Consider the following 22,989-nt stretch of genomic DNA (forward strand, 5'->3'; position numbering starts at 1 on the left):
GCCTCGCTTCTTATACCAGGGCCGGCTGCGCTTCGAGCGTCTCGGCTTCGATCTTGTCGTAGCCGTCCGCCTCAAGCTCCAGCGCCAATTCCTTGCCGCCCGACTTCACGATCCGGCCGTTCAGCATGACGTGAACGTAGTCCGGGACAATGTAGTTAAGCAGGCGCTGATAGTGGGTAACCACGATCACGGCGCGCTCCGGGCTGCGCAGGGTGTTGACGCCTTCAGCCACGCTCTTCAGAGCATCGATGTCCAGACCTGAGTCCGTCTCGTCCAGAATGGCGAGCTTGGGATCAAGGACGGCCATTTGGAAGATCTCGTTACGCTTCTTTTCGCCGCCCGAAAAACCTTCATTGACCGGGCGATTCAGCAGGCTCTGGTCGATGTGCAGAACGCTCAGCTTCTCGCGGACCAGCTTCAGGAACTGCGCGCCGTTCAGCTCGTCCTGCCCTCGGCTGCGTCGGATGCTGTTCAGCGCCGCGCGCAGGAAGTAGGTGTTATTGACGCCGGGAATTTCCACGGGATACTGGAACGCCAGGAACAGCCCCGCATGCGCGCGCTCTTCCGGGGACAGATCCAGCAGGTCTTGTCCTTCGAAGGTCACGGTTCCGCCGGTGACTTCATAAGCATCGCGTCCCGCCAGAACGTTCGCGAGCGTGCTCTTGCCCGAACCGTTCTTACCCATGATCGCGTGGACTTCGCCAGCCTTCACGGTCAGGTCGATGCCGCGCAGGATCGGCTTGCTCTCGACGCGCGCTTCTAAGTTTTTGATCTCTAACATATACTGTCCTTCTTGGATCGATAATTTACGAAAATACTATCACTTCTCGGAAGCGTCTTTGCTTGCGGCGAGTTCGTCACGCCGCTGCGCTTCCCGTACAATTTCTTCCACGCTCATCGGCGGCGTCTTCGGTTCGGCAGGCAGCGACATCAGCCCCGGGGGACCGACGGTCATTACCGCGATCAGGCGGCCCAGCAGTTTGCCTAAGATGCCGAGTGCGCCGATGAGGGTTTGCATAATTAGCGTTAGGACAGCCCTTCCGCCCCAATTCTGGGGGACCTGAAAATGCCGCAGTCCAAAATCGGGTCCCCCAGAATTGGGGCGGAGGGGCCATCTTAAATGTCTTACCCCACGCTGCCTTCCAGGCTAATTCCCAGCAGTTTCTGCGCTTCCACGGCGAACTCCATTGGCAATTCGCGGAAGACTTCCTTGCAGAAGCCGTTGACGATCATGCTGACGGCGTCCTCGGTGGAGATGCCGCGCTGGTTGCAGTAGAAGATCTGGTCTTCGCCGATCTTTGATGTGGACGCTTCGTGCTCGACCTTCGCGCTCGGGTTCTTCACCTCGATGTACGGGAAGGTGTGTGCGCCGCATCGGTCGCCGAGCAGCATGGAGTCGCACTGCGAATAGTTACGCGCGTTGTCCGCGCCGGGGTTGATCCGGACCAGGCCGCGATAGGTGTTCTGACCGTTGCCGGCCGAGATGCCCTTGCTGACGATCGTGCTGCGGGTGTTCTTCCCGATGTGGATCATCTTGGTGCCGGTGTCGGCCTGCTGCTTGTTGTTGGTCAGAGCAACAGAGTAGAACTCGCCGATCGAGTTGTCGCCCAGAAGAATACAGCTCGGGTACTTCCAGGTGATCGACGATCCCGTCTCGACCTGGGTCCAGGAGATCTTCGAGTTGGCGCCCTGGCACTTGCCGCGCTTGGTGACGAAGTTATAAATTCCGCCCTTACCCTCTTTGTCGCCAGGGTACCAGTTCTGAACGGTGGAGTACTTGATCGTCGCGTCGGCCATCGCGACCAATTCGACCACGGCGGCGTGCAGCTGGTTCTCATCGCGCATCGGCGCGGTGCAGCCTTCGAGGTAGCTGACATACGAGCCTTCATCGGCGATGATCAGCGTGCGCTCGAACTGGCCGGTATTCGCGGCGTTGATGCGGAAGTAGGTGGACAGCTCCATCGGGCATCGGACGCCCTTCGGGATGTAGCAGAACGAACCGTCGCTGAAGACGGCGGAGTTCAGCGTCGCGAAGTAGTTGTCCGAGTAGGGAACAACTGAGCCCAGATACTCTTTGATCAGGTCGGGATGATTCTGAACCGCTTCCGAGAAGGAGCAGAAGATAATGCCCAGTTCGGCCAGGTTCTCTTTGAACGTGGTGGTGACGGAAACGCTGTCAAACACGACGTCGACGGCGACGCCGGTCAGGCGCTTCTGCTCGCCGATGGAAATACCGAGCTTTTCGAACGTCGCCAGCAGATCCGGGTCCACCTCGTCGAGGCTGTTCAGGACCTTCTTGGGCTTTGGGGCCGAGTAGTAGATCGTTTCCTGGTAATCGATGGGCGGGTACTTGACGTTCGGCCAGTGCGGCTCTTCCAGCGTGAGCCAGTGGCGATACGCCTTAAGCCGCCACTCCAGCATGAACTCCGGCTCATTCTTTTTCGCGGAGATCAGCCGAATGACGTCCTCATTCAGGCCGGCGGCGATGGTGTCGGCGTCGATGTCGGAGACGAAGCCGTATTTGTACTCTTTGTTGGCAAGAGCCTCGATTGTTTCTGTTTCGGTAGTCGTCATAATCTCATATCCTTGCTAAACTAATTCAATCCTGAATAAACTGCTCCGGTTCCCGTTCTGAAGGCGGCTCCGCCGGTTCCTGCGCCTCTCGCTCGCCGCAATCCGTACACATCTGCGCCACAGAGATCTCCGCCAAGACGCCTCGGATGCGCGCATTGATGTTCGCCATCGGCTGACGGATACGGCACTTTTGTAATTGCACACAGGGGACGCCTTCATTGCGGAGACACGAAGCAATCGCCAGAGGTCCGTCAATCGTCTCCATCACGCGGATCACGCTGATGTCGCACGGTTCCTGCGCCAGTCGGTATCCGCCGAACTTTCCGTGCACCGCCGTCAAAATGCCCGCCCGCGCCAGCGCTTGCAGCACCTTCGCCAGCAGCTCCGTGGGCGCCTCCAAGGTGACGGCGATTTCCTTCATCGTCACGGCCCGCCCGCCCTCAACATGCGCCAGGTAGAGCAGCGCATTCAGAGCATAATCCGCCTTCTTGCTTAACGCCAGCATATCGTCATGTTCACGCGCCCGAGCTTTCTCAATTACCGACTAAATAGGTCGGCTTTAGTATACCTTTTTTGGAAGGGCCTTTGTCAAGACGAGTGGCGATGGAGGCGTAAATTCAATGCCGGCGTATTCACAAGGCGGATAATTGAGCGATCGAAATTAATTGTCTCATGATTTTGGCATGGATTCTGCACGGCCTAATTTATCAATAGGAGTATGTTAATGTCCACTTCCCCGACGGAGACGCCCGTTTCTCCTCTCTCTCCCAAGCATACGAAAATTCATCTCGGGTATTTAGATGGACTTCGCGCCTTTGCCGCGATTTACGTTCTCCTACACCATATGTACTTGCAGTCGCCGCTGGCCGGCGGCCCGTCGGTTGCGATGAAGCTGACGAAAATCTTTAACTTTGGACATCTCTCCGTGGATCTGTTCATCGTCCTCTCTGGTTTTTGTCTGATGCTGCCCGTGGCGCGCGGCGACGGATTTCTGCGCGGAACCGCTCTGGCGTTTTATAAGAAGCGAGCGCGGCGCATTCTGCCGCCGTACTTCGCGACCATTGCTGTCTCTCTGCTGTTCATCGCTTTGTGGATCGGCGAAACCTCGGGATCGCATTGGGACATCGCCATTCCCGTCGTCGCTAAGGACATCTGGATCCACGTCTTTCTGCTTCAGGATATCCTTGGCAACGCGAAGATCAATCCCGTGCTCTGGTCCGTCTCCGTGGAGTGGCGCATCTACTTCCTGTTCCCGCTGCTGGTGTTCGCGTTTCGGCGTTTCGGCCCCGTCCTCACAACAGCCGTTACGGTCGTCGCATCCTATCTTTTCTGGCTTGCGATGTACCTTTCGCCGCTCGCCAGCCGTCAGATCGTCGATACGACCTGGCAAGGCTGCTCGCCGTATTACCTCGGTCTTTTCGCAATGGGGATGCTGGCCGCGCACATCGTCTTCTCCGGCGACGCGCGCCTGAATGAGTGGCGTGACCGCATGAACTGGGGCGCCGTCACGGCCGTGGCTCTGGCGCTGTTTGTTGTGATGATGGCTCTTCCGGCAAAGCTCGGGATCGACCTGCCGCGGCAGTTCATGAGCTTTTTCATCGGACTCGCCTGTATGGCTCTCCTGATCTGGATCAGCGTCCGCCCGCACGCCTGGGCGGCGCGCCTCTTTTCATGGCGTCCGCTGGTGTTCATGGGGACCTTCGCCTACTCGATCTACTTGATGCACGCTCCGCTGATGCAGCTCTTCTGGAAGTTCGCTGTCCACCCGCTGCACCAGAACACCTTCCGCGAGTTCTTAATTATGCTGATCGTCGGAACACCCGTGATCCTCGGCGCATGCTACCTCTTCTTCCTCGCCTTCGAGCGCCCGTTCCTCAACACCCGGCGCAAGGAAACGATAGCCGAAACCGAGCGTGACGCCGCGCTGTCGCCTGCGCCGTAAACTACGCCCAAGAACGCAGGGGATAATTTTGAATCGAAGCCGTTCTCTCGTATTCGTCGCAATATTATCCCTAAGCTGGTGACGGCATTGGCGCAGAGGAACCGAAAAATGTACCGAATGGCCTCTTGCCGACTCTGCTTGTTTCTTTTGCTGATAATGCTTTTTAGTCTGGTTGATCCTACAGGAGCCTTCGCGAAAAACGCGGATCGCGAATTTACCGCTGCCACACGGAAGGCTCTTGCGGCGCTCGAAACGGGGAACTGGAAATCCCTGTCCACGATGACATCCTCCAGCGGATTAATCCTAGTCAAGCGAGAGTTTGACGCGAGGGCGTCATCGGCGATCACGGATCACCCCATCAAGCGCACACCTCAGAAGGCCAGCGACGGCGATTTCGATCTTGATGATTTTGGCCCAGCAGTCCATCACGATCAAGAGGTCGATCTGACCAAGTCCGAAGTCGCGCGCTTAAAATCTCATCCCATCGCCCATCAGCTTCAGCATATCGTGCAAGATACGAAAATAGATTATCGCGGAAGTATTGAAGCTTCTCTCAGCGCCAAGGCTCCGGAGTATGGAACTCCCTTAGGCCCGGCGCTCGTAGGCAAAGTCTGCGCGGGGACTTGGTGGTATGTGTACTTCCGCCAGGAAGGAGCTCATCATCAATGGAAGGTTTGGAAAATCGAGATGTATTCCCGTTAAAGAAGACGACATGAAACTCATTTGCGGCGTTGCCGGCTGTATCCTTGGCGTGATCCTGACTGTTCTGATCGAACAAGTCTTGATGTTATTTTGCGGCGTCGATTCTGATCTTGGAGCAGGATGGTTGATGATTTTGGTAGGGCCTATGAGCGTCGTCGGGGCAGCTGTGGGAATTATTGTCGCGGTATGGCGCGAAAGGCTGAGGCGTCCCATCAACTTCGAGGACAATACGACGGCGTTGGATGATGTTTGGCCGCCACCGCCTTCAAGCACTGGGCATTAAGACGTTGGCAATAGATAACCGCCCATGAAGAAAATAATTGCGCCTGTCTTTTAGTGTTCTTGCAGCGATCTCCATGGTGCTGCTGATTGCCGCCAAGGTATTGCAGCCTCATCTATCACGATATACACCAACTGGCTTTTCCGATCAAGATCAAGCAGCAGTGTGGACACATATGCCTCGGACCGGCGAATTTCATTCGTTAGGTGAACGGAAAACGCGGATTGGCAATTACAAGATCGATTGGGATAATCCATTTCCGCGACTATAGACTTGGTCCCTGTCAACTATGCATTTCGTGTCTTTCGAGTGCATTGCAATTCAGAACGTTTTTTGCTTGACCTTTCGGATTCCGCTTTGCTATACTCATGAACGGAACTTCCAAACTTTTCACACCCTCGCATCGCGCGTCGCGCATTCTAATAAGGACGGTCAAGCAACCATGTCAGACGCTCACAATCTTTACGACACTGTCCAGACCTTTACCTATGGCTCGGGTAAGACGGGCACGTATTACTCGCTGCCGCAGCTGGAGAAGGCGGGTGTCGGCCCCATCTCCAAACTGCCGGTCAGCATTCGCATCGTTTTGGAATCGGTCCTGCGCAACGTGGACGGCAAGCGCATCAACGAACAAGACGTGAAGAACCTCGCCAACTGGGGCGCAAACGACGAGCGGACGGCGGAGATTCCGTTTATCGTTGCGCGCATCGTACTCCAGGACTTCACCGGTGTTCCGCTGCTGGTAGACCTCGCCGCCATGCGCTCCACCGTTGCGCGCCTCGGCAAGGACCCGAGCATGATCGAGCCGCTCGTGCCCGTCGATCTGGTTATCGACCATTCGGTGCAGGTGGACTACTCCGAAGTCAGCAACGCGCTCCAATTGAACATGGAGATCGAGTTCAAGCGCAATCAGGCTCGTTACCAATTTTTGAAGTGGGGCATGCAGGCCTTCAACGGCTTCAGCGTGGTTCCTCCCGGGATCGGCATCGTTCACCAAGTCAACCTGGAGTATTTGGCCAAGGGCGTCCTTCAGAAAGAAGGCGTCTTCTATCCCGATACTCTGGTCGGAACGGATTCGCATACGACGATGATCAATGGACTTGGCATCGTCGGGTGGGGCGTTGGAGGCATCGAAGCAGAGGCGGGCATGCTTGGGCAGCCGGTCTACTTCCTGACCCCGGACGTTGTCGGCGTCAACCTGACCGGCAAGCTGAACCCCGGCGTGACCGCGACGGACTTAGTTCTGACGATCACCGAGATGCTGCGCAAGGCGAAGGTCGTCGGTAAGTTCGTGGAGTTCCATGGCGAAGGCGCGGCGTCGCTTTCGCTCACGGACCGTGCGACCATCGGCAACATGGCGCCTGAGTACGGCGCGACCATGGGCTTCTTCCCTGTGGACGAAGAAACCTGTCGCTACCTGACCAACACGGGCCGCACCGAGGATCAGGTCAGCGCGTTCCGCGAATACTTCAAGGCGCAGGGCCTGTTCGGTATGCCCGCCGCCGGCGATATCGAGTACAGTTCCCAGCTTTCCCTGGAGCTTTCGACCGTGGAGCCGAGCGTCGCTGGTCCAAAGCGTCCACAGGATCGTATCAATCTCACGGATGTCAAATCGAAATTCCGAGAGTTGATGGAAAAGCCGATCGCGGATAGCGGCTATAACAAGACCCTTGCGGAGATCAATCGCAAGTTCGTGGTGCTGTCCGGCGTGGCCGAGGGATCGCTGCACAAGTCGCTGCCTCTGACGGGCGGCGGCGAGCAGGCGGAAGAAACTCAGCCCGAAGGACACGATGCGCTGGAAAGCGATAAGGACACCAGCGTCATTACCGAGATCGAGATGATGCAGAACCGTCCCACGCCGGACCGCGTCGAGGAGATCCCGAGCGGCGAGTTCCCGAACACGGTTTCCAGCCTGAGCCACGGCGACGTCGTCATTGCGGCGATCACGTCCTGCACCAACACATCGAACCCGAGCGTCATGCTCGCCGCCGGTCTAGTCGCGAAGAAGGCCGTTGAGAAGGGCCTCACGATCCGTACGTCGGTGAAGACTTCTCTGGCGCCCGGCTCACGCGTCGTGACTGAGTATTTGACGAAAACGGGATTGCAGGAGTATCTCGACACTCTGGGCTTCCAGACCGTCGGCTATGGCTGTACGACCTGTATCGGCAACTCCGGGCCGCTGGAGCCGCATCTGGAAGAAACGATCACCAAGAACGATCTGGTCGTCGCGAGCGTTCTGAGCGGCAACCGCAACTTCGAGGCGCGCGTCCATCAGAACGTCAAGGCGAACTTCCTGATGAGCCCCCCGCTGGTCGTCGCGTTCGCACTGGCCGGTCGCGTGGATATCAACCTCACGACCGACGCCATCGGCAAGGACAAAGAAGGCGAGGATGTCTTCCTGAAGGATCTGTGGCCGACCTCCGCAGAGATCGGCGACGCGCTTCAGGCGGCGAACGATCCCGAGACCTACCGCAAGCTCTACAGCAACTTCACGGAGCAGAATCCGCTCTGGGCGGAAGTTCCGAGCAGCACCGGTCAGGTCTACGACTGGGATTCGCAATCGACCTACATCCAGGATCCTCCGTACTTCGATAAGTTCGGCATGGATGCGGGAACGGCCAAGGATATCAAGGGCGCCCGGCCGCTCGCGATCTTCGGCGACTCCGTCACCACGGACCACATCAGTCCGGCCGGCGCGATCAAGGCGTCTTCTCCCGCAGGCCTGTACCTTCAGGAGAAGGGCGTCGAGCCGCAGGACTTCAACAGCTACGGCTCGCGGCGCGGCAACGACCGTGTCATGATGCGCGGCACCTTCGCCAACGTGCGCATCAAGAACCAGATGGTTCCCGGCGTTGAGGGAGGCGTGACCGTGCACTATCCGGCCGGCGAGCAAATGAGCATCTACGACGCCTCGATCAAGTATCAGGCGGCGGGCGTTCCGCTAATCATCCTGGCGGGCCAGGAGTACGGCACCGGAAGCTCGCGCGACTGGGCGGCGAAGGGAACGAACCTACTGGGCGTCAAGGCGGTCATCGCGGAGAGCTTCGAGCGTATCCACCGCAGCAACCTTGTGGGAATGGGCGTCCTGCCGCTGCAATTCATCGACGGCGCCAATGCGCAGTCGCTGGGACTGGACGGCTCCGAGACCTTCGACTTGCTGGGCCTGGAAGCCGGCCTCGCGCCGCGCCTAAAAGTGACGCTGGTGGTCCACAAGAAGGACAGCGAAACTCAGGAAATTCCAGTCCTGCTGCGTATCGATACGCCGATCGAGGTTGATTACTACCTGCACGGCGGTATTCTGCCGTACGTACTTCGCCAGCTGATCAACGCTTCCTAAGCCTCGGATCTCGCGTTATCCAACGCAATGGCCGCATGAATGGTTTCATGCGGCCATTGCGTTTTGGAGCAGGCGTCTATTTATGTCGCTACACGTGCGATTTGATGAACGCTTCCTGGCGGTCTTTCCATATATGCGCGCGGCTGAGAATTTCCTGACGGATTTCCGTGGGAAGATCTTCGAGCATTGCGATTTTTTCTGCGAACATCTCCTCCGTTATACTTTCCCAGGGAATATAGAACTGCTCCAGCTCCATCGATTCCATAAAATCGAGACATTTGTCCCGGTAGCCCAGCATGATCGGCGGAACGCCTGCGCAGCAGGAAAGTACGGCGCCGTGCAGGCGTACGGACATCGTGAACGCACATGGGCTTACGGCCTCAAAGAATTCCTGAGACGTGGCGAGACGTCTTACGGCGGTTGGGGCAGGGGTAATATGGCGCATCAGGCGTTCGGTCGGCGCGATGTCCGAGTCGGTCATCGCAACGGGAATGGGAGTCCATCCCTGCGCTGCGAGACGTGAAAGGGTGGGGATGACCGCCGCGAACAGCTGCCGTTCTTCCTTCGCCGTTTGATCGGAAGCGGCGATGTTAACGACAAACGACTTTGTCGGCGGCTGCGGCTTGCCCTGCGTCAGAGATAGCGCCAGATCACCGATCACGACGGAGTGGGAGATGCCCAGTGTCGAGAGTTTATCCAGCGATCGCGGCCCGCGCACGCCTAAATGCGGAATCTGGCTGAGCAGGCGCTTCCAGTCGGTCAGATCTACGTCGGGCTCCATCTCGAATCCGGAGCTGCCGACGCCGGTTCCGAGGGACCAGACCAGAATTCCCTGATCAAGCGCCGATTCCACAACTGGCGGAAAGAACCTCGGCGAAATGAGCGTTCCGCCGCCCAGGATGACGGATCGGAAGTATCGCGGTCCCGACAATCCAAAACGCGCGAGCAGCTTTTCGCGCTGCGGCGCGTCGTATTGCAGCAGCACATGATTGGGCAGAGTGTTCCGGGCTGCTTCCCACATCGCGTCATCGCCCAAATTGCCGTGCCCCGACCAGCCAATGTAGCCGATAATCGGCTTACGGGTCCGCAATGCGCGGCGGCGGACACCAACGGTACGAATAAGGTCGGTAATTTTACGAACGATCTCGGTCATAGTGTCTGAGCTTTCCTATGCGCCTCTGCGAGATACTCTCGATCAGTCAGCGCTCCGTGAGTATGAAATAGCAGAGTGTTTGGATCCGTCTTGGTTTTCCAGCCCTCACGGAACCCCCAGACGAATGCTGTAACTCGCACAAATCCCTTAGGATTTTCTCGCCTCAATGTGGCTAGGACACACGGCAGTAGAGACTTACACAGAACAATCTCCATTGTAAGCGGCCAAGATGTCCAGCCATGGCGCCGGGTCAGTTTTGAGCACATCGCGCCGATTCCCACCCAGTCTTGATGGGTATGCAGGCGCCCCTGATCCCAATCACGAAATCCTAAGTGCTCGACGGTGCTTTCCGCCAGCTCGTGGACTTCATAGCCATTCAGTACGCTGCGGATACTGATGTCTCTGTCTTCACTTGCATGAAAGCGACCGCCGGGAGAGAGCGACGGATCGAAGGCTCCGAATGGGAGAACCAGACTTCGGCGCACCGCCATGTTTGCGCCGATGCCGCACGCTTGATTGAGCGCGCGCAGGGATGTATAGCGGCGATTACGGGTGATTTTGCTGTCAGGAATATATCCCATGCCGGCTTCATGCGGCGCCGCGACGACACGCCCGAACGCCACCGCCGTGTTGGGGTGCTCCTGAAATACTTTCTGATATTCTCTCAGCCAGTCCGGTGCGACGAGGCAATCGTCATCTGTGATCGCGACAATGTCCTCCGTCGCAATTCTGACGCCAAAGTTCAGTGCGTGCCCTTTATTCTGCTGAGAGAGATGAAAATATCTGAGGCGTGGATCGGCCTGAAATTCTTCGAGAAGCGCTTTGACTTCATCGTCCTGGTTTTGGTCGACAACAATGAGTTCGCGAAGATGGAGCGGCGCATCTAAGATGCGCCTGACACACGCGGAAATCGTCGATGAGCGGCCCGCCGTACAGAGCAGTACGGAAATCATGGGAGATCGCGACATATATTATATCTTATCATACTTCTTAGAGGGCAGGCGCATAAAAAATACCGGTTTTTTTACAGTTAAGCAGTGAGCCATTATGCTGTATAATAAATACCGGTTTGACAGCGCACGGGCATGAAGATCGCCGAACTCAGCAGTCTTCCTGACCTCCCATGCAGTATCTCACGAGTATTGTTAACGTAGTCTGTTATACGATTTTCATGAATCGTGACGGTGCGGCAGTACAGAAGGTAATTTCCAATTGATGAAGAACATTCTCAAGGCAACTTGTATGGCGGCGGCGACGGTTGCCGCAATCGCTCTGGTCGGATGCGGCGGCGGCGGCGGTGGATCCGCGTCCAGCGGAACGACGGGATCGACGACCGGCTCCACAACGGGCGGAGTGGGTAGTGTTCCCGGTGTTAACATCTCACCGGAGGCGGCTACACTGACCGTTGGCGGCACGATTGTCGTGACGGGGCTGCTGGCGGATAGTAATTCCACCTACGTCGGCACGGCGAATTGGAGCTGGAGCACCAGCAATCCTTCCGTTGCGACCATCTCTGCATCAAATGATCGAGTGACCGTAACTGGCGTGGCGCCGGGGGCGGCTGTCGTAACCGTTACAGAAACGACGACTCATCAGTCCAAGACGGCGAATATTACTGTTGTCGCCGTCAACACCACGGGCGGCACGACAGGCAGCACGACTGGCGTGACCACGGGAACGACCACCGGCAGCACGACGGGAGCCACGACGGGCGCGACAACGAGTACTACGACCGGATCAACCACGAGCGGAACCACAGGGACGACGACAAGCGGCACGACTGGGTCTACTACTGGGGCGACCACGGGAGGAGCCACAACGGGAACCACGATTCCCGTGACTGGTACGATCTTCTACGAGAGTGATTTTTCCAAAGCGCCTGGAGCGGAATGGTCCCCTACGAATCGGTCAAGAACTCCCACCGGCGCACGCTGGTTCCTTGGGCAGTTCGGGAAAGGCAGCGCCACACTGTCTCTGGCAAATGTTCCAGCGCACACAAAACTGAAGGTCGGTTTCACGCTGTTTATTATCCGCACCATGGATGGCAATGCTTCGGCGGCTTCCGGCTTCGGCCCGGATGTTTGGACGCTTTCCTTGACAGGAAACTCCACCCCATTCGTGACGACATTCAGCCATGACAACGGCGTATTCAATCCGACGATTGCGAATAATGCAGCGTTCTATCAAGCCTATCCTGACACCTACAGTACGAATTCCGCGCTGTGCGGCAAGCATCCGTTCCTCACTGGAGCGTCGGAAGTCAATACGCTGGGATACGTTACCAATACGGGACTATCCATGACTTCCGTTTATCAGATCGTTAAGGAATTCGATCATACGAGCAGCAGCACGCAGATCCAATTCAGTTCGAATCAAAACCAGACAATTGGCGATGAGAGTTGGGGCTTGGAGCACGTCATCGTAAGCTACGAATAAATATTGGGCGCCGGCTGCTCCTTTATGGGCGTCGCGGCGCCGAGCTTGGAATGGGCCGCATGGGAAATTTTCCATGCGGCCCGTTTTATTTTATCTCGAAATAAATCTTCAATCTGAATGAACCTTGGGGGAGCAGGCGCGTCAGAAAGTCGTTGGTTTTAAGCGATGCTCCCTCTCGCGCCCTTAGCGCCGATATGAACTATGCAGAAGACACTCACCATTTCTCGCCGAGACTTTCTTGGCGTCGCGGCGGCAAGCGTTTGCGGCCTCGCGCTTCCGAATATCGGCGCTGCGGCGACTGTGAAGCGACGCTCGAAACCCAATATCCTCTGGATCATGTCCGATGAACATAATCATTCCGTCGCGGGATGTTACGGCAATCGTTTGATCCAAACGCCGAACATGGATGCTTTGGCGAGGAACGGCATTACCTTCGACGGTCATTACTGCAATTCACCCCTCTGCACCCCCTCACGGCTTTCATTGACCGCCGGTAAATACGTATCGCACGTGGACGCCTGGGGATTGACTTCGGATCTGCCGGACCCAAATATCGCGTCTCTTCCGAGAGTGCTGAACGCGGCGGGGTACAAATCATTCCTGTGTGGCAAGCAGCACTATGATTATAGCCGTCGCTATGGATTCACGGAAGTCGGCGGCGATTTCAATAACTGGTATCAAACGGGACTTGGCCGCCGCCGGCCGCCTACGGATATCCAGCAGGAGCGTTTATCTCCCCGATTCCAAACCTTTCATGCGGGGAACCACGGCAGCACTGTGGAGCACGATCGGCGGGTGACGGCGGGAGCGGTGGAATTTTTGTCTGAGCAGGCGGAGGGCGATCAGCCCTTCTTTCTGTTTGTTGGATATCTTTCGCCCCATTTCCCCCTGATCGTTCCCGATAAGTACTGGCGGCGTTACGAGGGCAAGGTGGATATGCCCAATATTCCGGAGGGATTTTTAGAGAGCTTGCCGCTGAACTACAAGGTGCAGCGCGCCGCTTTCGCAGAGATCGGCGTTCCGGACGAGACCGTTCGCAGAGGCCGCGAGCTTTATTACGGACTGACAAACTGGGCCGACGACGAAATCGGTAAAGTGCTGGCGGCTCTGCGCCTGCGGCCCGATATCGCCGAGAATACCGTGATCATTTACTCATCCGATCATGGGGAGAACATGGGCGAGCATGGCATGTGGTGGAAGAACTGCATGTACGAACAGTCCAGCCGGGTTCCTCTCATTATCTCATGGCCGAAACGCTGGAAGGGCGGACAGCGGCGCCGCGGCGCTTCCTCCCATGTCGATCTGGTCCAGACTGTCGCGGACATTGCCGGAGCACATACGCCGGACGACTGGAACGGCGCGTCGATGACGCATTGGATGGATCGCGGCGCGGCGTCCTGGAAAGATTATGCAGTCAGCGAGTACTATGCCCATAACACGGCGTCAGGCTATGTGATGTCACGTTCCGGCGATTGGAAATATGTGTATCACACGGTGATCGATAAAGACCATCCCGCGGAACGTGAGCTTTACAATCTCGCTGAAGATCCACATGAGTTTACGAACCTTGCCGGCAGGGCCGAGCATGCGGCGCGTCTTAAGACGATGCACGCGCGTATGGTCAAGGAAGTCGGCGGGGATCCTGATGAAACGGAGCAGCGATCCCGAACTCAGCTGAGCCGAGGGTATCATCGGGCCGATCCTCGCCCAAAAGGCTCGGTCACAAACGAAGATGCGTAATCAGAGCCTAGGAATAATCGAAACCCCGTATTTTTACTTGTACTGCACTGGTTGCGATTACTCTGCTTTCGTGATATAATCCTTCTCAAGACGTATGGACGGCGCTGCGCTGCATTCGTTTGATCTTAAGACTATTCCCGGCGGTTGGCGAAAGCGCCGGCGCCCGGGGCGATGTCGCCCCCCAGCTATCTGTTCTCGAGTTCGTTCGGCAAAACAGACTAGTCAAACTTTTCAGTTTATTTGCACGATTAATTTAAAAGAGCGCGGATGATCGATGCGCGCTGCATGAGGTAAGAAATGGAGTCGCAACTGCTTGGAAGTACGAAGGCTTCAGAGGAAGCGCTTTGCGATTTCGACGCGCCCGAGCCCCATTCGGACGCGAGACGGAGTGTTCGCGTCGATTGTCCCACGTGGAGTAGAGGGCCGCTTCGGATATGCCGCCAGACGGCTCATATTTTTATCGCCATTGTGATGCTTCTTTTTCTATTTCCGCTGATGGCGGCGATTGCCTTGGGGGTGAAGATCACATCACGCGGCCCGGTTTTGTTCAAGCAGAGACGGGTAGGCGAGGGAGGGGGAGAATTTTGGGTCTACAAGTTTCGCTCGATGGTGGTGGACGCCGAAGCGCGCCGTATCCATCTGTCCACACTCAATGAGGCGTCCGGGCCGTTGTTCAAAATCCGCAACGATCCGCGCGTGACGCCGATTGGGCGTGTTCTGCGAAAGCTGAGCCTGGACGAGCTTCCCCAGCTTTTGAATGTCGTGAAGGGGGATATGCGCCTGATCGGCCCTCGCCCGGCTCTGCCCGCCGAAGTTGCGCAGTACACGTCCCGCCAGCGCGCCCGGCTTGCCGTCCCGCCTGGAATTACGGGACTGGCGCAGGTCTCCGGCAGGAGCGACCTCTCATTCGAAAAGTGCATCGAATTAGACCTTTACTTTATCGATCACTGGAGCCCGATGCTGGATATTCGGATCTTCCTGCGCACGATCTCTGTTGTGCTTTCTGGCAGGGGAGCATACTAATTTCGGATGTGTAAGGCTGATAGTTGGCACGGAAATTGCAGTACTTAGCATTAATACTAGCTAATTTTCCACTTGCCTCGTCCTCGAATCGTTGATAGTTTTGTTGTATGCCAATCATTGATAGCACGCCAGCGCCGAAGAGAATTGTTTATTTGGATCACACCGCCAAAATGGGCGGAGGCGAAATCGCACTGCTGAATTTGGTGGGAGCTCTGGACCGGAGCCGATATCTCCCCACTGTGGTCCTTGCGTCCGATGGTCCCCTGGTGGAGAAACTGCGCGCCGCGGGAATTACGACGGAAGTTTTCCCCTTGGGTAAGGAGCTGGTGGACACACAGAAGGATGGCCTTGGCGTCCGCTCGCTCTTGAAGGTAACACAAGTATTGGATTGGGTGCGATATGCGTTTCTAATCGCCCGATATGTGCGGCGTGTCAAGGCCGATCTGATCCACACCAATTCTTTGAAGTCCGATATTTATGGCGGACTTGCCGGCCGGATCGCCCGCGTTCCCGTGATCTGGCATGTTCGCGATAATATCGACTCGAACTACCTTCCGGCCGCCGCCGCCGCCGCGTTTCGATTTCTGGCCCGTACGGCGCCATCTGGCGTTATCGCGAATTCGCACAGCACACTGCGCACTCTGAGTCCTTCTGCAAAAAAGCCGACTGCAGTTGTATACAGCGGCATGCTGGATCGACCTCTTGTGGAAGCGGCGCCCATGGACCCGAGCAGTCCCGTGGTGGCGCTGATCGGCCGGATCGCGGAGTGGAAAGGGCAGCATATTTTTCTGCGCGCCGCCGCTGAAGTGCTGAAGACCATCCCAAGCGCTCGCTTCTGGATCGTGGGCGCTCCATTGTTCGGTGAGTTCGAGTACGAAAAAAGTTTGTATTCATTGTGTGAAGATTTGGGTATCACTAGCAATGTGGAGTTTTTAGGCTTCCAAGGTGACATCCCCAAACTGCTAAAAGACGTGACGCTTGTGGCTCACGCCAGCTGCCTCGGAGAGCCGTTCGGCCAGGTCGTCGTCGAAGGAATGGCGGCGGGCAAGCCGGTCGTTGCGACGGACGGCGGCGCACTGCCCGAGGTTGTGGTCGACGGTGAAACGGGCTTGCTGGCTCCGATGGGAGACGCATCCGCGATGGCGCGCGCAATTCTCACAATTTTGAACGATCCCGCGCGTGGCGTAGCCATGGGACAAGCCGGCAGACGGCGAGTCCAGGACCGTTTCATGATCCATCATTCCGTCGCGAGCCTCGAAAAAATTTACGGCGAATTGTTAATTGAAAAGTAGAGATCGATAACGCGTTCCCAATGATCAACAGTGGATGGGGCGCGTAGTAAACGAATAAAGGGGTTGTTAATGAAGGTTGCGCTTGTACACGATTTTTTGACGCAAGCGGGAGGCGCGGAGCGCGTCGTCGCGGCGTTCCATGAAATGTATCCTGAGGCGCCGCTCTATACCTCCGTGTATGATGCCGACAAGACCCTGGCTTGCTTCAAGAAAATGGACATTCGGACTTCGTTCCTGCAGGCATGGCCGCTTGCGTCGCGTCGTCTGCACAAGCTCGCCCTCGCGCTTTATCCCATGGCTTTTGAAGAGTTTGACCTGGATAGCTACGATGTTGTCTTGAGCAGCTCCAGTAGTTTTGCGAAGGGCGTCATCACGGGGCCGGACACCTGTCACATTTGTTATTGTCATACTCCCGCCCGATTTGCATGGCGCCAGCACGGATATATGGCAAATAGCCGCTTGCTACGCTTGCTCAGCCCATTAATGCGGGGTACACTAAAAAATCTGAGAATGTGGGATGTGGACAGCACAAACCGAGTGGACTACTTTGTGGCTAACTCGTACAATGTCGCGCGGCGCATCCGTAAGTTCTACAGGCGTGAGGCGGCGGCGGTGATCCATCCGCCCGTCGAAACAAAAAAGTACAGTATCGCCCCGCCGGATGAAGTCGGAGATCATTTCTTAGTGGTGTCTCGTCTTCTTGGTTACAAGCGGATCGATCTGGCGATCGAAGCTTGTAACCGAATGCGGCATCCACTGCGGATCGTCGGGATTGGACCGGAACTGAAAGCGCTTAAGAAGATCGCCGGGCCGACCATCACGTTCATGGGCAGCATTCCGGACGATCAAGTGGCGCGAGAATACAGCCGCTGCAAAGCGTTGATTTTGCCCGGCGAGGAAGATTTTGGAATTACGCCTCTGGAGGCGATGGCAAGCGGACGTCCGGTGATCGCATATGGCGCCGGCGGGGCGCTGGAAACGGTGATCGACGGCGGCACGGGCCTGTTCTTCCGCGACCAGACGGTCGAATCACTTTCCGCCGCGATGCGGCTCGCTTTGCAGACGGACTTCGCGCCTCAGGTGCTGCGGTCCCACGCGATGCAGTTTGACTCGGCGGTCTTCCAGCGTAAGATGAAGAATTTCGTGGATGCGGTGCTCGAGCACGAGCGGCGTGATTCACTCAAGCATTTCAGCCGCCTCAAAGGCTCCTCCGAATCGTCGGAGCTGAGTTTCGAAACATCGCCCTGGCTGCGTAAAGAAGCGGAAGCAAGGTTGTAGGAGGCTACGGAGCAGGCCTCGAATTATGAATTTGAAAGAAAGCCGGATTCCCTTGCTGCACGGCGGGCGGTCTGAGACCTCTCCGCAGCCGGCTGCCGTACAGTCGTACAGTATGATTTATCTCGTGCTGGCGATGCTGATCCTCGTTCCGGTGCTGACCGGGCATCCGCTGCTGACGGGGATCGGCAAGGTTCTTGTGTTCGATATTCTCGGCTCTCTTCTTTTGGCTGCGGCAATTATGCAGGCGGATTTTGGAGATGTCCGTAAAATCGGGAAAGCGTTGACCGCAGGACCAAACCTGCCGATCACTCTTCTCGTCTCCGTTTGTCTTTTTTCCTACTTCACGGCGGCATACAAGAATTTTGCTATGGCGGAAGCGCTGCGCTATGGATTTTGCGCGCTAGCGTACGCCGCTGTAATGACAAGCGCTCAGCGTAAGCTTCCTGTCATGTTATGGGGTATCCTATTCGTAGGAACCGCAGTATCCGTGATCGGTCTGACGACGATGGGGACCGGCAATTACAATGAGGCGGATGGTGTGACCGGTTCGTTCGGGACGCACGAGCAGCTGGGTTCGTTTTTAATGCTGTGTCTGCCGATGGCGGTCGCGATCGGATTGTTCTACAAAGAGGACAGCAGACTCAGCACGACGGCTCTTGTGGCGTCCCTAGCGATTGCCGCGTGTCTGCTAGTGGCGCGTTGCCGTTCGGCTTGGATTTCGGAAGTGGTCGCTTTGGCGGTGTTCGCGGCGCTCAGCATACGCTATTATTTAGATAAAAAACAATTAGCGCGGCAAAAATATTTGATTGTGGCGCCTATTTTGCTATTAATTGTTTGTGGCGCTTATTTTGTAACATCATCTCGGTCCGGCGACGACCTGCGGACCCGTGCGGCGTCGCTGCAAGGTCTCTCCGCAGATCACTCCGTGGGCATACGCCGGCAGATGTGGCGAGACGCTCTGAAAATGATTGCGGACAAGCCTGTTTTTGGACATGGGATCGGGCAGTATCCTCTTGCCTCCACACGCTACGGTACGACGGGACAGCCGAAGGAATATATCTTCACTCATGTGGCGGACCTTCGGAATAACGCTCATAGCTATTATCTTCAGATGATTGCGGAGATCGGCCTGCTGGGATTTGGATGTTATGCGGCGGCAGTCATCGGTTTTTTCATCGCTGGAATTCGGGAGATGGGGCGGATGCAGCCTGGGCTGCGCAAGACCGCTCTGCTGGGCGCGGTCGCGGGTATGGCTGGACAGGTCGTGGACGCCGCCGCAAGCCCCTCCTATGTTTTTGCTTCGGTCAGCCTGATGCAATGGGTCCTGATGGGAATTGGGATGCTGGCTATCGGTCTTCCCGCACGCTGGCGTGACGGAAAAGAGCGGCGATCGATTGCATAAGTTTCGGTGTGGCCATGATATTCGGCCTAGAAGTTTGCGTCGCATCAGCGTCGTGAAGGGCACACGATCGACGAAAGGAGGTGGAAACTCATGATGACCAACGAAATCGTTCGACGCAGCTTCAAGCGTGTCGCCGCAGGTATGGTATGCGTCGCTTTGCTGTCGCAGGCCGTTCCTACCATCGGCTCCGCAGCTGCCGACCAGTATGACAGCAGCGACGACAACACGGGTACGACCGTCCTTGTGATCGGGGCTGTTGGCGCCGCCGCATATCTGATTAGCCATGCGGCATATCAGAAGAACCATCCGAAGATGCCGACTCCTTAATATTCGATCTTCCTAATCGGAAGATTGGTCCCAGAAATCGCCGGGGTGGCGATCCGGTGCTGTTCGCCAATTTCTCGACGGTTTTATCGGCGGGAAATTGGCGGGCTCCTACAGTAATCGCCAAAAAAGTGAAAGGGGACAACATGACAACAAATTTCTTCCAGCGCTCAGCGAAGCGCATCGTCGCGGGCCTCGTGTGCGTGGCGCTGCTTTCGCAAGCCGTTCCGACCATCGGAACCGCCGTTGCCGATAACTACGGCGACGACGACAACGCGGGCACCAATGCTCTGATCATCGGCGCCGTCGGCGCCGTGGCTTACGTAGCCTTCGCCCACCCGAAGAAGCCGTAATTGCCTCTGCTTGGCGCGGCTTAAGCGCTGAAACGGACCGTTTCGGTTCTCAGGAACCGAAACGGTCATTTATCCGTTGCGCTCACAGCAAAACGGTGAGCGTGGCGGTCAGACGACCGTCCGCAAGTTTATGCACCCCCCTGAGAAAGTTGTTGTACTAACATGCAGAGTGAACCACTGCTGATCGAGAGTGAAGAAACCCAGCCCGCGATGTCCCCCCAGGACTACATCTCGATCCTGCGTCGCCGCCGCTCCACGATCATCACGACATGGCTTGTCATTAGCGCATTCGGGATCCTCGTGACACTGGCGACCCGAAGCGTCTATCAAGCGACCGCGAAACTTCTCGTTGATGGTCCCACGCTGACGACGCAAACAGATGACAGTAACATCGCAAACTATTTCAACATCGGCTCCGATCAAACAGTGGACACGAAGGTTGAAGAACTGCAAGCCAACCCGCTCTTGAGCCAGGTAGGCCAGCACACTCACAATGCGAAGGTCACGGTCGCCTCGGTGAAGGGCACGAACGTTATCGGCATCACCGGTGAGTCTACGGATAAAAAGGACGCCGCCAGGGCTCCGAACTTACTTATTCAGCTTTATCTCGCCAACAAGGCGAAAACGGATCTGCAGGAGATTCATAAGGCGCAGGCGTTCGCCCAGAAGCAGATCGCATCTGCGCAGGCGCGATTGAACAGCGCCAATACCCGAAATCGCGAACTCAAGCGCAAAGGCGGCTTTGTCGATATCAAATCCAGCCGAGACGACGCCAGCGCGCGTGTGGCGACACTGACGCAGCAGTATCAGTCGGCGCAGGCGTCGCTGGCGGGAGCGCGGGCGCTAGTGAGCGGTTTGCGCACCCTGGTGGCCGCCGAGCCGGCGACCCTCGACGTGCAGATTCGACAGACCAACGCTGAGATCGCGACGCTGAAGTCCCGCATCACACAGCTTGATCTGCAGCGCAGTCAGATGATGCTCCCCGGCGGATATACCGCGAAGGCTCCGCAGGTCAAGGCGATCGACGCCGAGATCTCCACGCTTCATACGCGGCTTGCCGGACTGCCAGCCGTCTCGACCACGATGACGAGTAATCCGAACACCGTGCGCGAAAGTCTTCGCACCAAACTCGCCTCCAGCGAAGGAGATGTGGCGAATCTGGAAGCCAGCGTTCTGGAATCCAAAAGCCTGCTGACCCAGGCGAAGAACGAGCTTGCGACGTTCCCCACGTACGAAGCGCCCGCCGAGCAAATCCAAAACGAACATGATGCGGCGCTGTCTGCTTATCAAATGTACTCCACGACGCTGCAAAACCTGAACCTGCGCGAGCAGGCCCGGCACGTCTCGGCGCATGTGATCGAGCCCGCTGTCATCCCTTCCCAGCCCGTACGGCCGAAGAAAGCGCTGAACTTCCTGTTCGCCATCATTATGGGCGGCGTGATCGGTATCTTGATGGCGCTTCTTCAGGAGTATCTGGATGACCGGCTGAACTCCACGGAAGACGCCGAGCGCCTTCTGGGACTGCCGTCGCTGGGACGCGTGCCGCAGCTGTCGCGAGACGATGCGCTTCTGCTGTCCAACATGGGCGGCCCTCATCCGGAGCTGGAAGCCTACAAGACGCTGCGCACCAATATTCACTTCGCCGCAATCGATACGCCGTTCCGGTCACTGCAAGTGACGTCATCAAGCCCGGGAGAGGGCAAGACGACGACCGCCACCAATCTGGCCTACGCCATGGCGGCCGACGGTAAGCGAGTTGTTCTGATCGACACTGACCTGCGACGCCCGTCGGTGCACAAGCATCTCGACCTGTCGCAGACACCGGGCGTAACGGAAATCCTGGTCGGCGATGCGACGCTTCAGGAAGCGCTGCAAGTCAGCCCCAACTTCCCGAACCTCTCCGTTTTGGCCGCCGGCACTATTCCGCCCAACCCTTCCGAGCTGCTGAACTCACAGAAGTTCCGCAGTATGGTGGAGCAGCTTTCTTCGCGCTGTGACATCATTATCTTCGACAGCGCTCCGGTGCTGGCGGTGGCCGACGCGCAGATCGTGGCGTCGCAGGCCGACGGCGTCGTACTTGTCGTGGCGAACGGCGAGACGCGCAAAACCGCCGCCAAGCAGGCCCAGACCCTGCTGCGCCGGGCGCGGGCCAATGTGATTGGCGTCGCGTTCAACAAGATGAACGTGAAGGACACGCCCGCTTACTACCAGTATACGGCTGCGACTTCCACGGAAGCACTGCCGGGCCGCAACGGCCACTCGACGCGCCAGATCGAAACCGAAGGTACGAAAAAATGAAAATGAGCAAGTCTTCAGTTTTCGCGGCGGCTTTGATTGTTCCGCTCGCGTTTGTCGGAACGGCTTCGTCGTTCGCCGCTATCAATCAACGCGTGGGTGGAAACGCCGCAATAGCGCCGCTGTCTCCGCTGTACAAACTTACCGTTGGCGATACTCTCGACATCTCCGTGATGGGGCATGAAGATCTCAAGTCGTCCGTGACGATTCTTCCCGATGGAAGCTTTAATTTTCCAATCGCCGGACATGTCGTCGCGGAAGGACTAACCGTATCCCAGCTGACCGCAGCGGTCACGAAGCGTCTCAGCGACCAGTTGAACCAGCCGTCCGTGACGATTGTGGTCCGCAGCAGCGCGCCGCAGCAAGTGAGTGTCCTGGGAGCCGTGAAGACGCCCGGGCTTTATAATTTCAAACCGGGCTGGCGCCTTCTGGAAGCTTTCGCCGCGTGTGGCGGCGCCGCTCAGGATAATTCGTTGACCCAGGCGACGTTAATTCGGGACAACGGCAAGACCAGCACGCCCATCGACGTTCCAAAATTGATGCAGGGTGGGGACGACTCGCTGAACCTGCCGCTTGAGCCGGGTGATGTGCTGCTGGTACAGCAGCGCGATCCATCCATCGCGCAGGTGCAGGTGAGCGGCCATGTGCTGCATCCCGGCACATACTCGGTTCCCGCAGGCGGCGGCACCATCGTCAGCCTTTTAGCGCAGGCGGGCGGTCCCACCGACGACGCCGCTCTGGCGCAGGCTCAGGTAATGCACGCCGGCGATATTCGCACCGTCAATTTGCGGCCTCTGATGGGCTCACTGAGCGAATCCGCCGCCGCGCCGCGTCTCGTGCCTGGGGATGTGCTGTTAA

20 protein-coding genes are annotated in these 22,989 nt (G+C 57.2%); 14 read left to right on the forward strand and 6 right to left on the reverse strand.

Features of this window, described 5'->3' with window-relative positions; translation table 11 throughout:
* Window positions 1-10: 10 nt before the first annotated feature.
* From sufC to ABIZ35_RS24645, 4 genes are all read right to left on the reverse strand, one after another.
* Window positions 11-781, reverse strand: coding sequence for a Fe-S cluster assembly ATPase SufC (gene sufC, locus ABIZ35_RS24630; RefSeq protein ID WP_348222581.1), 771 nt, complete (start codon window positions 779-781; stop codon window positions 11-13).
* 39 nt (window positions 782-820) lie between these two features.
* Window positions 821-1,018, reverse strand: coding sequence for a hypothetical protein (locus ABIZ35_RS24635; protein WP_348222582.1), 198 nt, complete (start codon window positions 1,016-1,018; stop codon window positions 821-823).
* Between the two features lie 107 nt (window positions 1,019-1,125).
* Window positions 1,126-2,574 (reverse strand): Fe-S cluster assembly protein SufB, encoded by a 1,449-nt coding sequence (sufB, locus tag ABIZ35_RS24640; RefSeq protein WP_348222583.1) that lies wholly within the window; start codon window positions 2,572-2,574, stop codon window positions 1,126-1,128.
* A 25-nt stretch (window positions 2,575-2,599) separates the two neighbouring features.
* Window positions 2,600-3,079, reverse strand: a complete 480-nt coding sequence (locus tag ABIZ35_RS24645) for an Rrf2 family transcriptional regulator (RefSeq protein WP_348222584.1) — start codon at window positions 3,077-3,079, stop codon at window positions 2,600-2,602.
* Window positions 3,080-3,298: 219 nt separating this feature from the next.
* Here ABIZ35_RS24645 and ABIZ35_RS24650 point away from each other — a divergent pair, with 219 nt between their 5' ends.
* The 4 genes from ABIZ35_RS24650 to ABIZ35_RS24665 all read left to right on the forward strand — a co-directional run bounded on the left by ABIZ35_RS24650 (window position 3,299) and on the right by ABIZ35_RS24665 (window position 8,835).
* On the forward strand, window positions 3,299-4,516 hold the full coding sequence (locus tag ABIZ35_RS24650; RefSeq protein ID WP_348222585.1) for an acyltransferase: 1,218 nt from the start codon (window positions 3,299-3,301) through the stop codon (window positions 4,514-4,516).
* Window positions 4,517-4,795: 279 nt separating this feature from the next.
* Entirely contained in the window at window positions 4,796-5,218 is a 423-nt protein-coding gene (locus ABIZ35_RS24655) for a hypothetical protein (protein ID WP_348222586.1), read from the forward strand.
* A 10-nt stretch (window positions 5,219-5,228) separates the two neighbouring features.
* Window positions 5,229-5,501: a hypothetical protein gene (locus tag ABIZ35_RS24660; RefSeq protein WP_348222587.1), complete on the forward strand. Its 273-nt coding sequence runs from the start codon at window positions 5,229-5,231 to the stop codon at window positions 5,499-5,501.
* Between the two features lie 439 nt (window positions 5,502-5,940).
* Complete coding sequence (locus ABIZ35_RS24665) at window positions 5,941-8,835, forward strand: aconitate hydratase (RefSeq protein ID WP_348222588.1); 2,895 nt, start codon at window positions 5,941-5,943, stop codon at window positions 8,833-8,835.
* A gap of 88 nt (window positions 8,836-8,923) precedes the next feature.
* Here ABIZ35_RS24665 and ABIZ35_RS24670 read toward each other — a convergent pair whose 3' ends face one another.
* Both ABIZ35_RS24670 and ABIZ35_RS24675 read right to left on the reverse strand, forming a co-directional pair.
* Window positions 8,924-9,988, reverse strand: coding sequence for a polysaccharide pyruvyl transferase family protein (locus ABIZ35_RS24670; protein ID WP_348222589.1), 1,065 nt, complete (start codon window positions 9,986-9,988; stop codon window positions 8,924-8,926).
* On the reverse strand, window positions 9,985-10,956 hold the full coding sequence (locus ABIZ35_RS24675; protein ID WP_348222590.1) for a glycosyltransferase family A protein: 972 nt from the start codon (window positions 10,954-10,956) through the stop codon (window positions 9,985-9,987). The genes ABIZ35_RS24670 and ABIZ35_RS24675 overlap by 4 nt, the downstream gene beginning before the upstream one ends.
* Window positions 10,957-11,203: 247 nt before the next feature.
* Here ABIZ35_RS24675 and ABIZ35_RS24680 point away from each other — a divergent pair, with 247 nt between their 5' ends.
* The 10 genes from ABIZ35_RS24680 to ABIZ35_RS24725 form a co-directional block, all read left to right on the forward strand.
* Window positions 11,204-12,424, forward strand: coding sequence for an Ig-like domain-containing protein (locus ABIZ35_RS24680; protein ID WP_348222591.1), 1,221 nt, complete (start codon window positions 11,204-11,206; stop codon window positions 12,422-12,424).
* 201 nt (window positions 12,425-12,625) lie between these two features.
* Window positions 12,626-14,164 (forward strand): sulfatase-like hydrolase/transferase, encoded by a 1,539-nt coding sequence (locus ABIZ35_RS24685; RefSeq protein WP_348222592.1) that lies wholly within the window; start codon window positions 12,626-12,628, stop codon window positions 14,162-14,164.
* Between the two features lie 297 nt (window positions 14,165-14,461).
* Complete coding sequence (locus tag ABIZ35_RS24690) at window positions 14,462-15,187, forward strand: sugar transferase (RefSeq protein ID WP_348222593.1); 726 nt, start codon at window positions 14,462-14,464, stop codon at window positions 15,185-15,187.
* A 107-nt stretch (window positions 15,188-15,294) separates the two neighbouring features.
* On the forward strand, window positions 15,295-16,479 hold the full coding sequence (locus tag ABIZ35_RS24695; protein WP_348222594.1) for a glycosyltransferase family 4 protein: 1,185 nt from the start codon (window positions 15,295-15,297) through the stop codon (window positions 16,477-16,479).
* A gap of 69 nt (window positions 16,480-16,548) precedes the next feature.
* Window positions 16,549-17,757, forward strand: coding sequence for a glycosyltransferase (locus tag ABIZ35_RS24700; RefSeq protein ID WP_348222595.1), 1,209 nt, complete (start codon window positions 16,549-16,551; stop codon window positions 17,755-17,757).
* A gap of 25 nt (window positions 17,758-17,782) precedes the next feature.
* On the forward strand, window positions 17,783-19,159 hold the full coding sequence (locus tag ABIZ35_RS24705; protein ID WP_348222596.1) for an O-antigen ligase family protein: 1,377 nt from the start codon (window positions 17,783-17,785) through the stop codon (window positions 19,157-19,159).
* 90 nt (window positions 19,160-19,249) lie between these two features.
* The gene (locus tag ABIZ35_RS24710; RefSeq protein WP_348222597.1) at window positions 19,250-19,486 is read left to right on the forward strand and encodes a hypothetical protein; all 237 of its coding nucleotides are present in this window, start codon (window positions 19,250-19,252) and stop codon (window positions 19,484-19,486) included.
* Between the two features lie 143 nt (window positions 19,487-19,629).
* Complete coding sequence (locus tag ABIZ35_RS24715; protein ID WP_348222598.1) at window positions 19,630-19,836, forward strand: hypothetical protein; 207 nt, start codon at window positions 19,630-19,632, stop codon at window positions 19,834-19,836.
* A gap of 162 nt (window positions 19,837-19,998) precedes the next feature.
* The gene (locus ABIZ35_RS24720) at window positions 19,999-22,134 is read left to right on the forward strand and encodes a polysaccharide biosynthesis tyrosine autokinase (RefSeq protein ID WP_348222599.1); all 2,136 of its coding nucleotides are present in this window, start codon (window positions 19,999-20,001) and stop codon (window positions 22,132-22,134) included.
* Between the two features lie 2 nt (window positions 22,135-22,136).
* On the forward strand, window positions 22,137-22,989 hold an 853-nt coding region (locus tag ABIZ35_RS24725), incomplete at its 3' end, for a polysaccharide biosynthesis/export family protein (protein WP_348222600.1).

Source organism: Capsulimonas sp. (assembly GCF_039929585.1).
Classification (GTDB): domain Bacteria; phylum Armatimonadota; class Armatimonadia; order Armatimonadales; family Capsulimonadaceae; genus Capsulimonas.

Excerpts from the sequence above, each read along its gene's own strand:
- sufC (WP_348222581.1), bottom strand. The coding sequence starts at position 781 with ATGTTAGAGATCAAAAACTTAGAAGCGCGCGTCGAGAGCAAGCCGATC.
- ABIZ35_RS24635 (WP_348222582.1), bottom strand. The coding sequence starts at position 1,018 with ATGCAAACCCTCATCGGCGCACTCGGCATCTTAGGCAAACTGCTGGGC.
- sufB (WP_348222583.1), bottom strand. The coding sequence starts at position 2,574 with ATGACGACTACCGAAACAGAAACAATCGAGGCTCTTGCCAACAAAGAG.
- ABIZ35_RS24645 (WP_348222584.1), bottom strand. The coding sequence starts at position 3,079 with ATGCTGGCGTTAAGCAAGAAGGCGGATTATGCTCTGAATGCGCTGCTC.
- ABIZ35_RS24650 (WP_348222585.1), top strand. The coding sequence starts at position 3,299 with ATGTCCACTTCCCCGACGGAGACGCCCGTTTCTCCTCTCTCTCCCAAG.
- ABIZ35_RS24655 (WP_348222586.1), top strand. The coding sequence starts at position 4,796 with ATGACATCCTCCAGCGGATTAATCCTAGTCAAGCGAGAGTTTGACGCG.
- ABIZ35_RS24660 (WP_348222587.1), top strand. The coding sequence starts at position 5,229 with ATGAAACTCATTTGCGGCGTTGCCGGCTGTATCCTTGGCGTGATCCTG.
- ABIZ35_RS24665 (WP_348222588.1), top strand. The coding sequence starts at position 5,941 with ATGTCAGACGCTCACAATCTTTACGACACTGTCCAGACCTTTACCTAT.
- ABIZ35_RS24670 (WP_348222589.1), bottom strand. The coding sequence starts at position 9,988 with ATGACCGAGATCGTTCGTAAAATTACCGACCTTATTCGTACCGTTGGT.
- ABIZ35_RS24675 (WP_348222590.1), bottom strand. The coding sequence starts at position 10,956 with ATGTCGCGATCTCCCATGATTTCCGTACTGCTCTGTACGGCGGGCCGC.
- ABIZ35_RS24680 (WP_348222591.1), top strand. The coding sequence starts at position 11,204 with ATGAAGAACATTCTCAAGGCAACTTGTATGGCGGCGGCGACGGTTGCC.
- ABIZ35_RS24685 (WP_348222592.1), top strand. The coding sequence starts at position 12,626 with ATGCAGAAGACACTCACCATTTCTCGCCGAGACTTTCTTGGCGTCGCG.
- ABIZ35_RS24690 (WP_348222593.1), top strand. The coding sequence starts at position 14,462 with ATGGAGTCGCAACTGCTTGGAAGTACGAAGGCTTCAGAGGAAGCGCTT.
- ABIZ35_RS24695 (WP_348222594.1), top strand. The coding sequence starts at position 15,295 with ATGCCAATCATTGATAGCACGCCAGCGCCGAAGAGAATTGTTTATTTG.
- ABIZ35_RS24700 (WP_348222595.1), top strand. The coding sequence starts at position 16,549 with ATGAAGGTTGCGCTTGTACACGATTTTTTGACGCAAGCGGGAGGCGCG.
- ABIZ35_RS24705 (WP_348222596.1), top strand. The coding sequence starts at position 17,783 with ATGAATTTGAAAGAAAGCCGGATTCCCTTGCTGCACGGCGGGCGGTCT.
- ABIZ35_RS24710 (WP_348222597.1), top strand. The coding sequence starts at position 19,250 with ATGATGACCAACGAAATCGTTCGACGCAGCTTCAAGCGTGTCGCCGCA.
- ABIZ35_RS24715 (WP_348222598.1), top strand. The coding sequence starts at position 19,630 with ATGACAACAAATTTCTTCCAGCGCTCAGCGAAGCGCATCGTCGCGGGC.
- ABIZ35_RS24720 (WP_348222599.1), top strand. The coding sequence starts at position 19,999 with ATGCAGAGTGAACCACTGCTGATCGAGAGTGAAGAAACCCAGCCCGCG.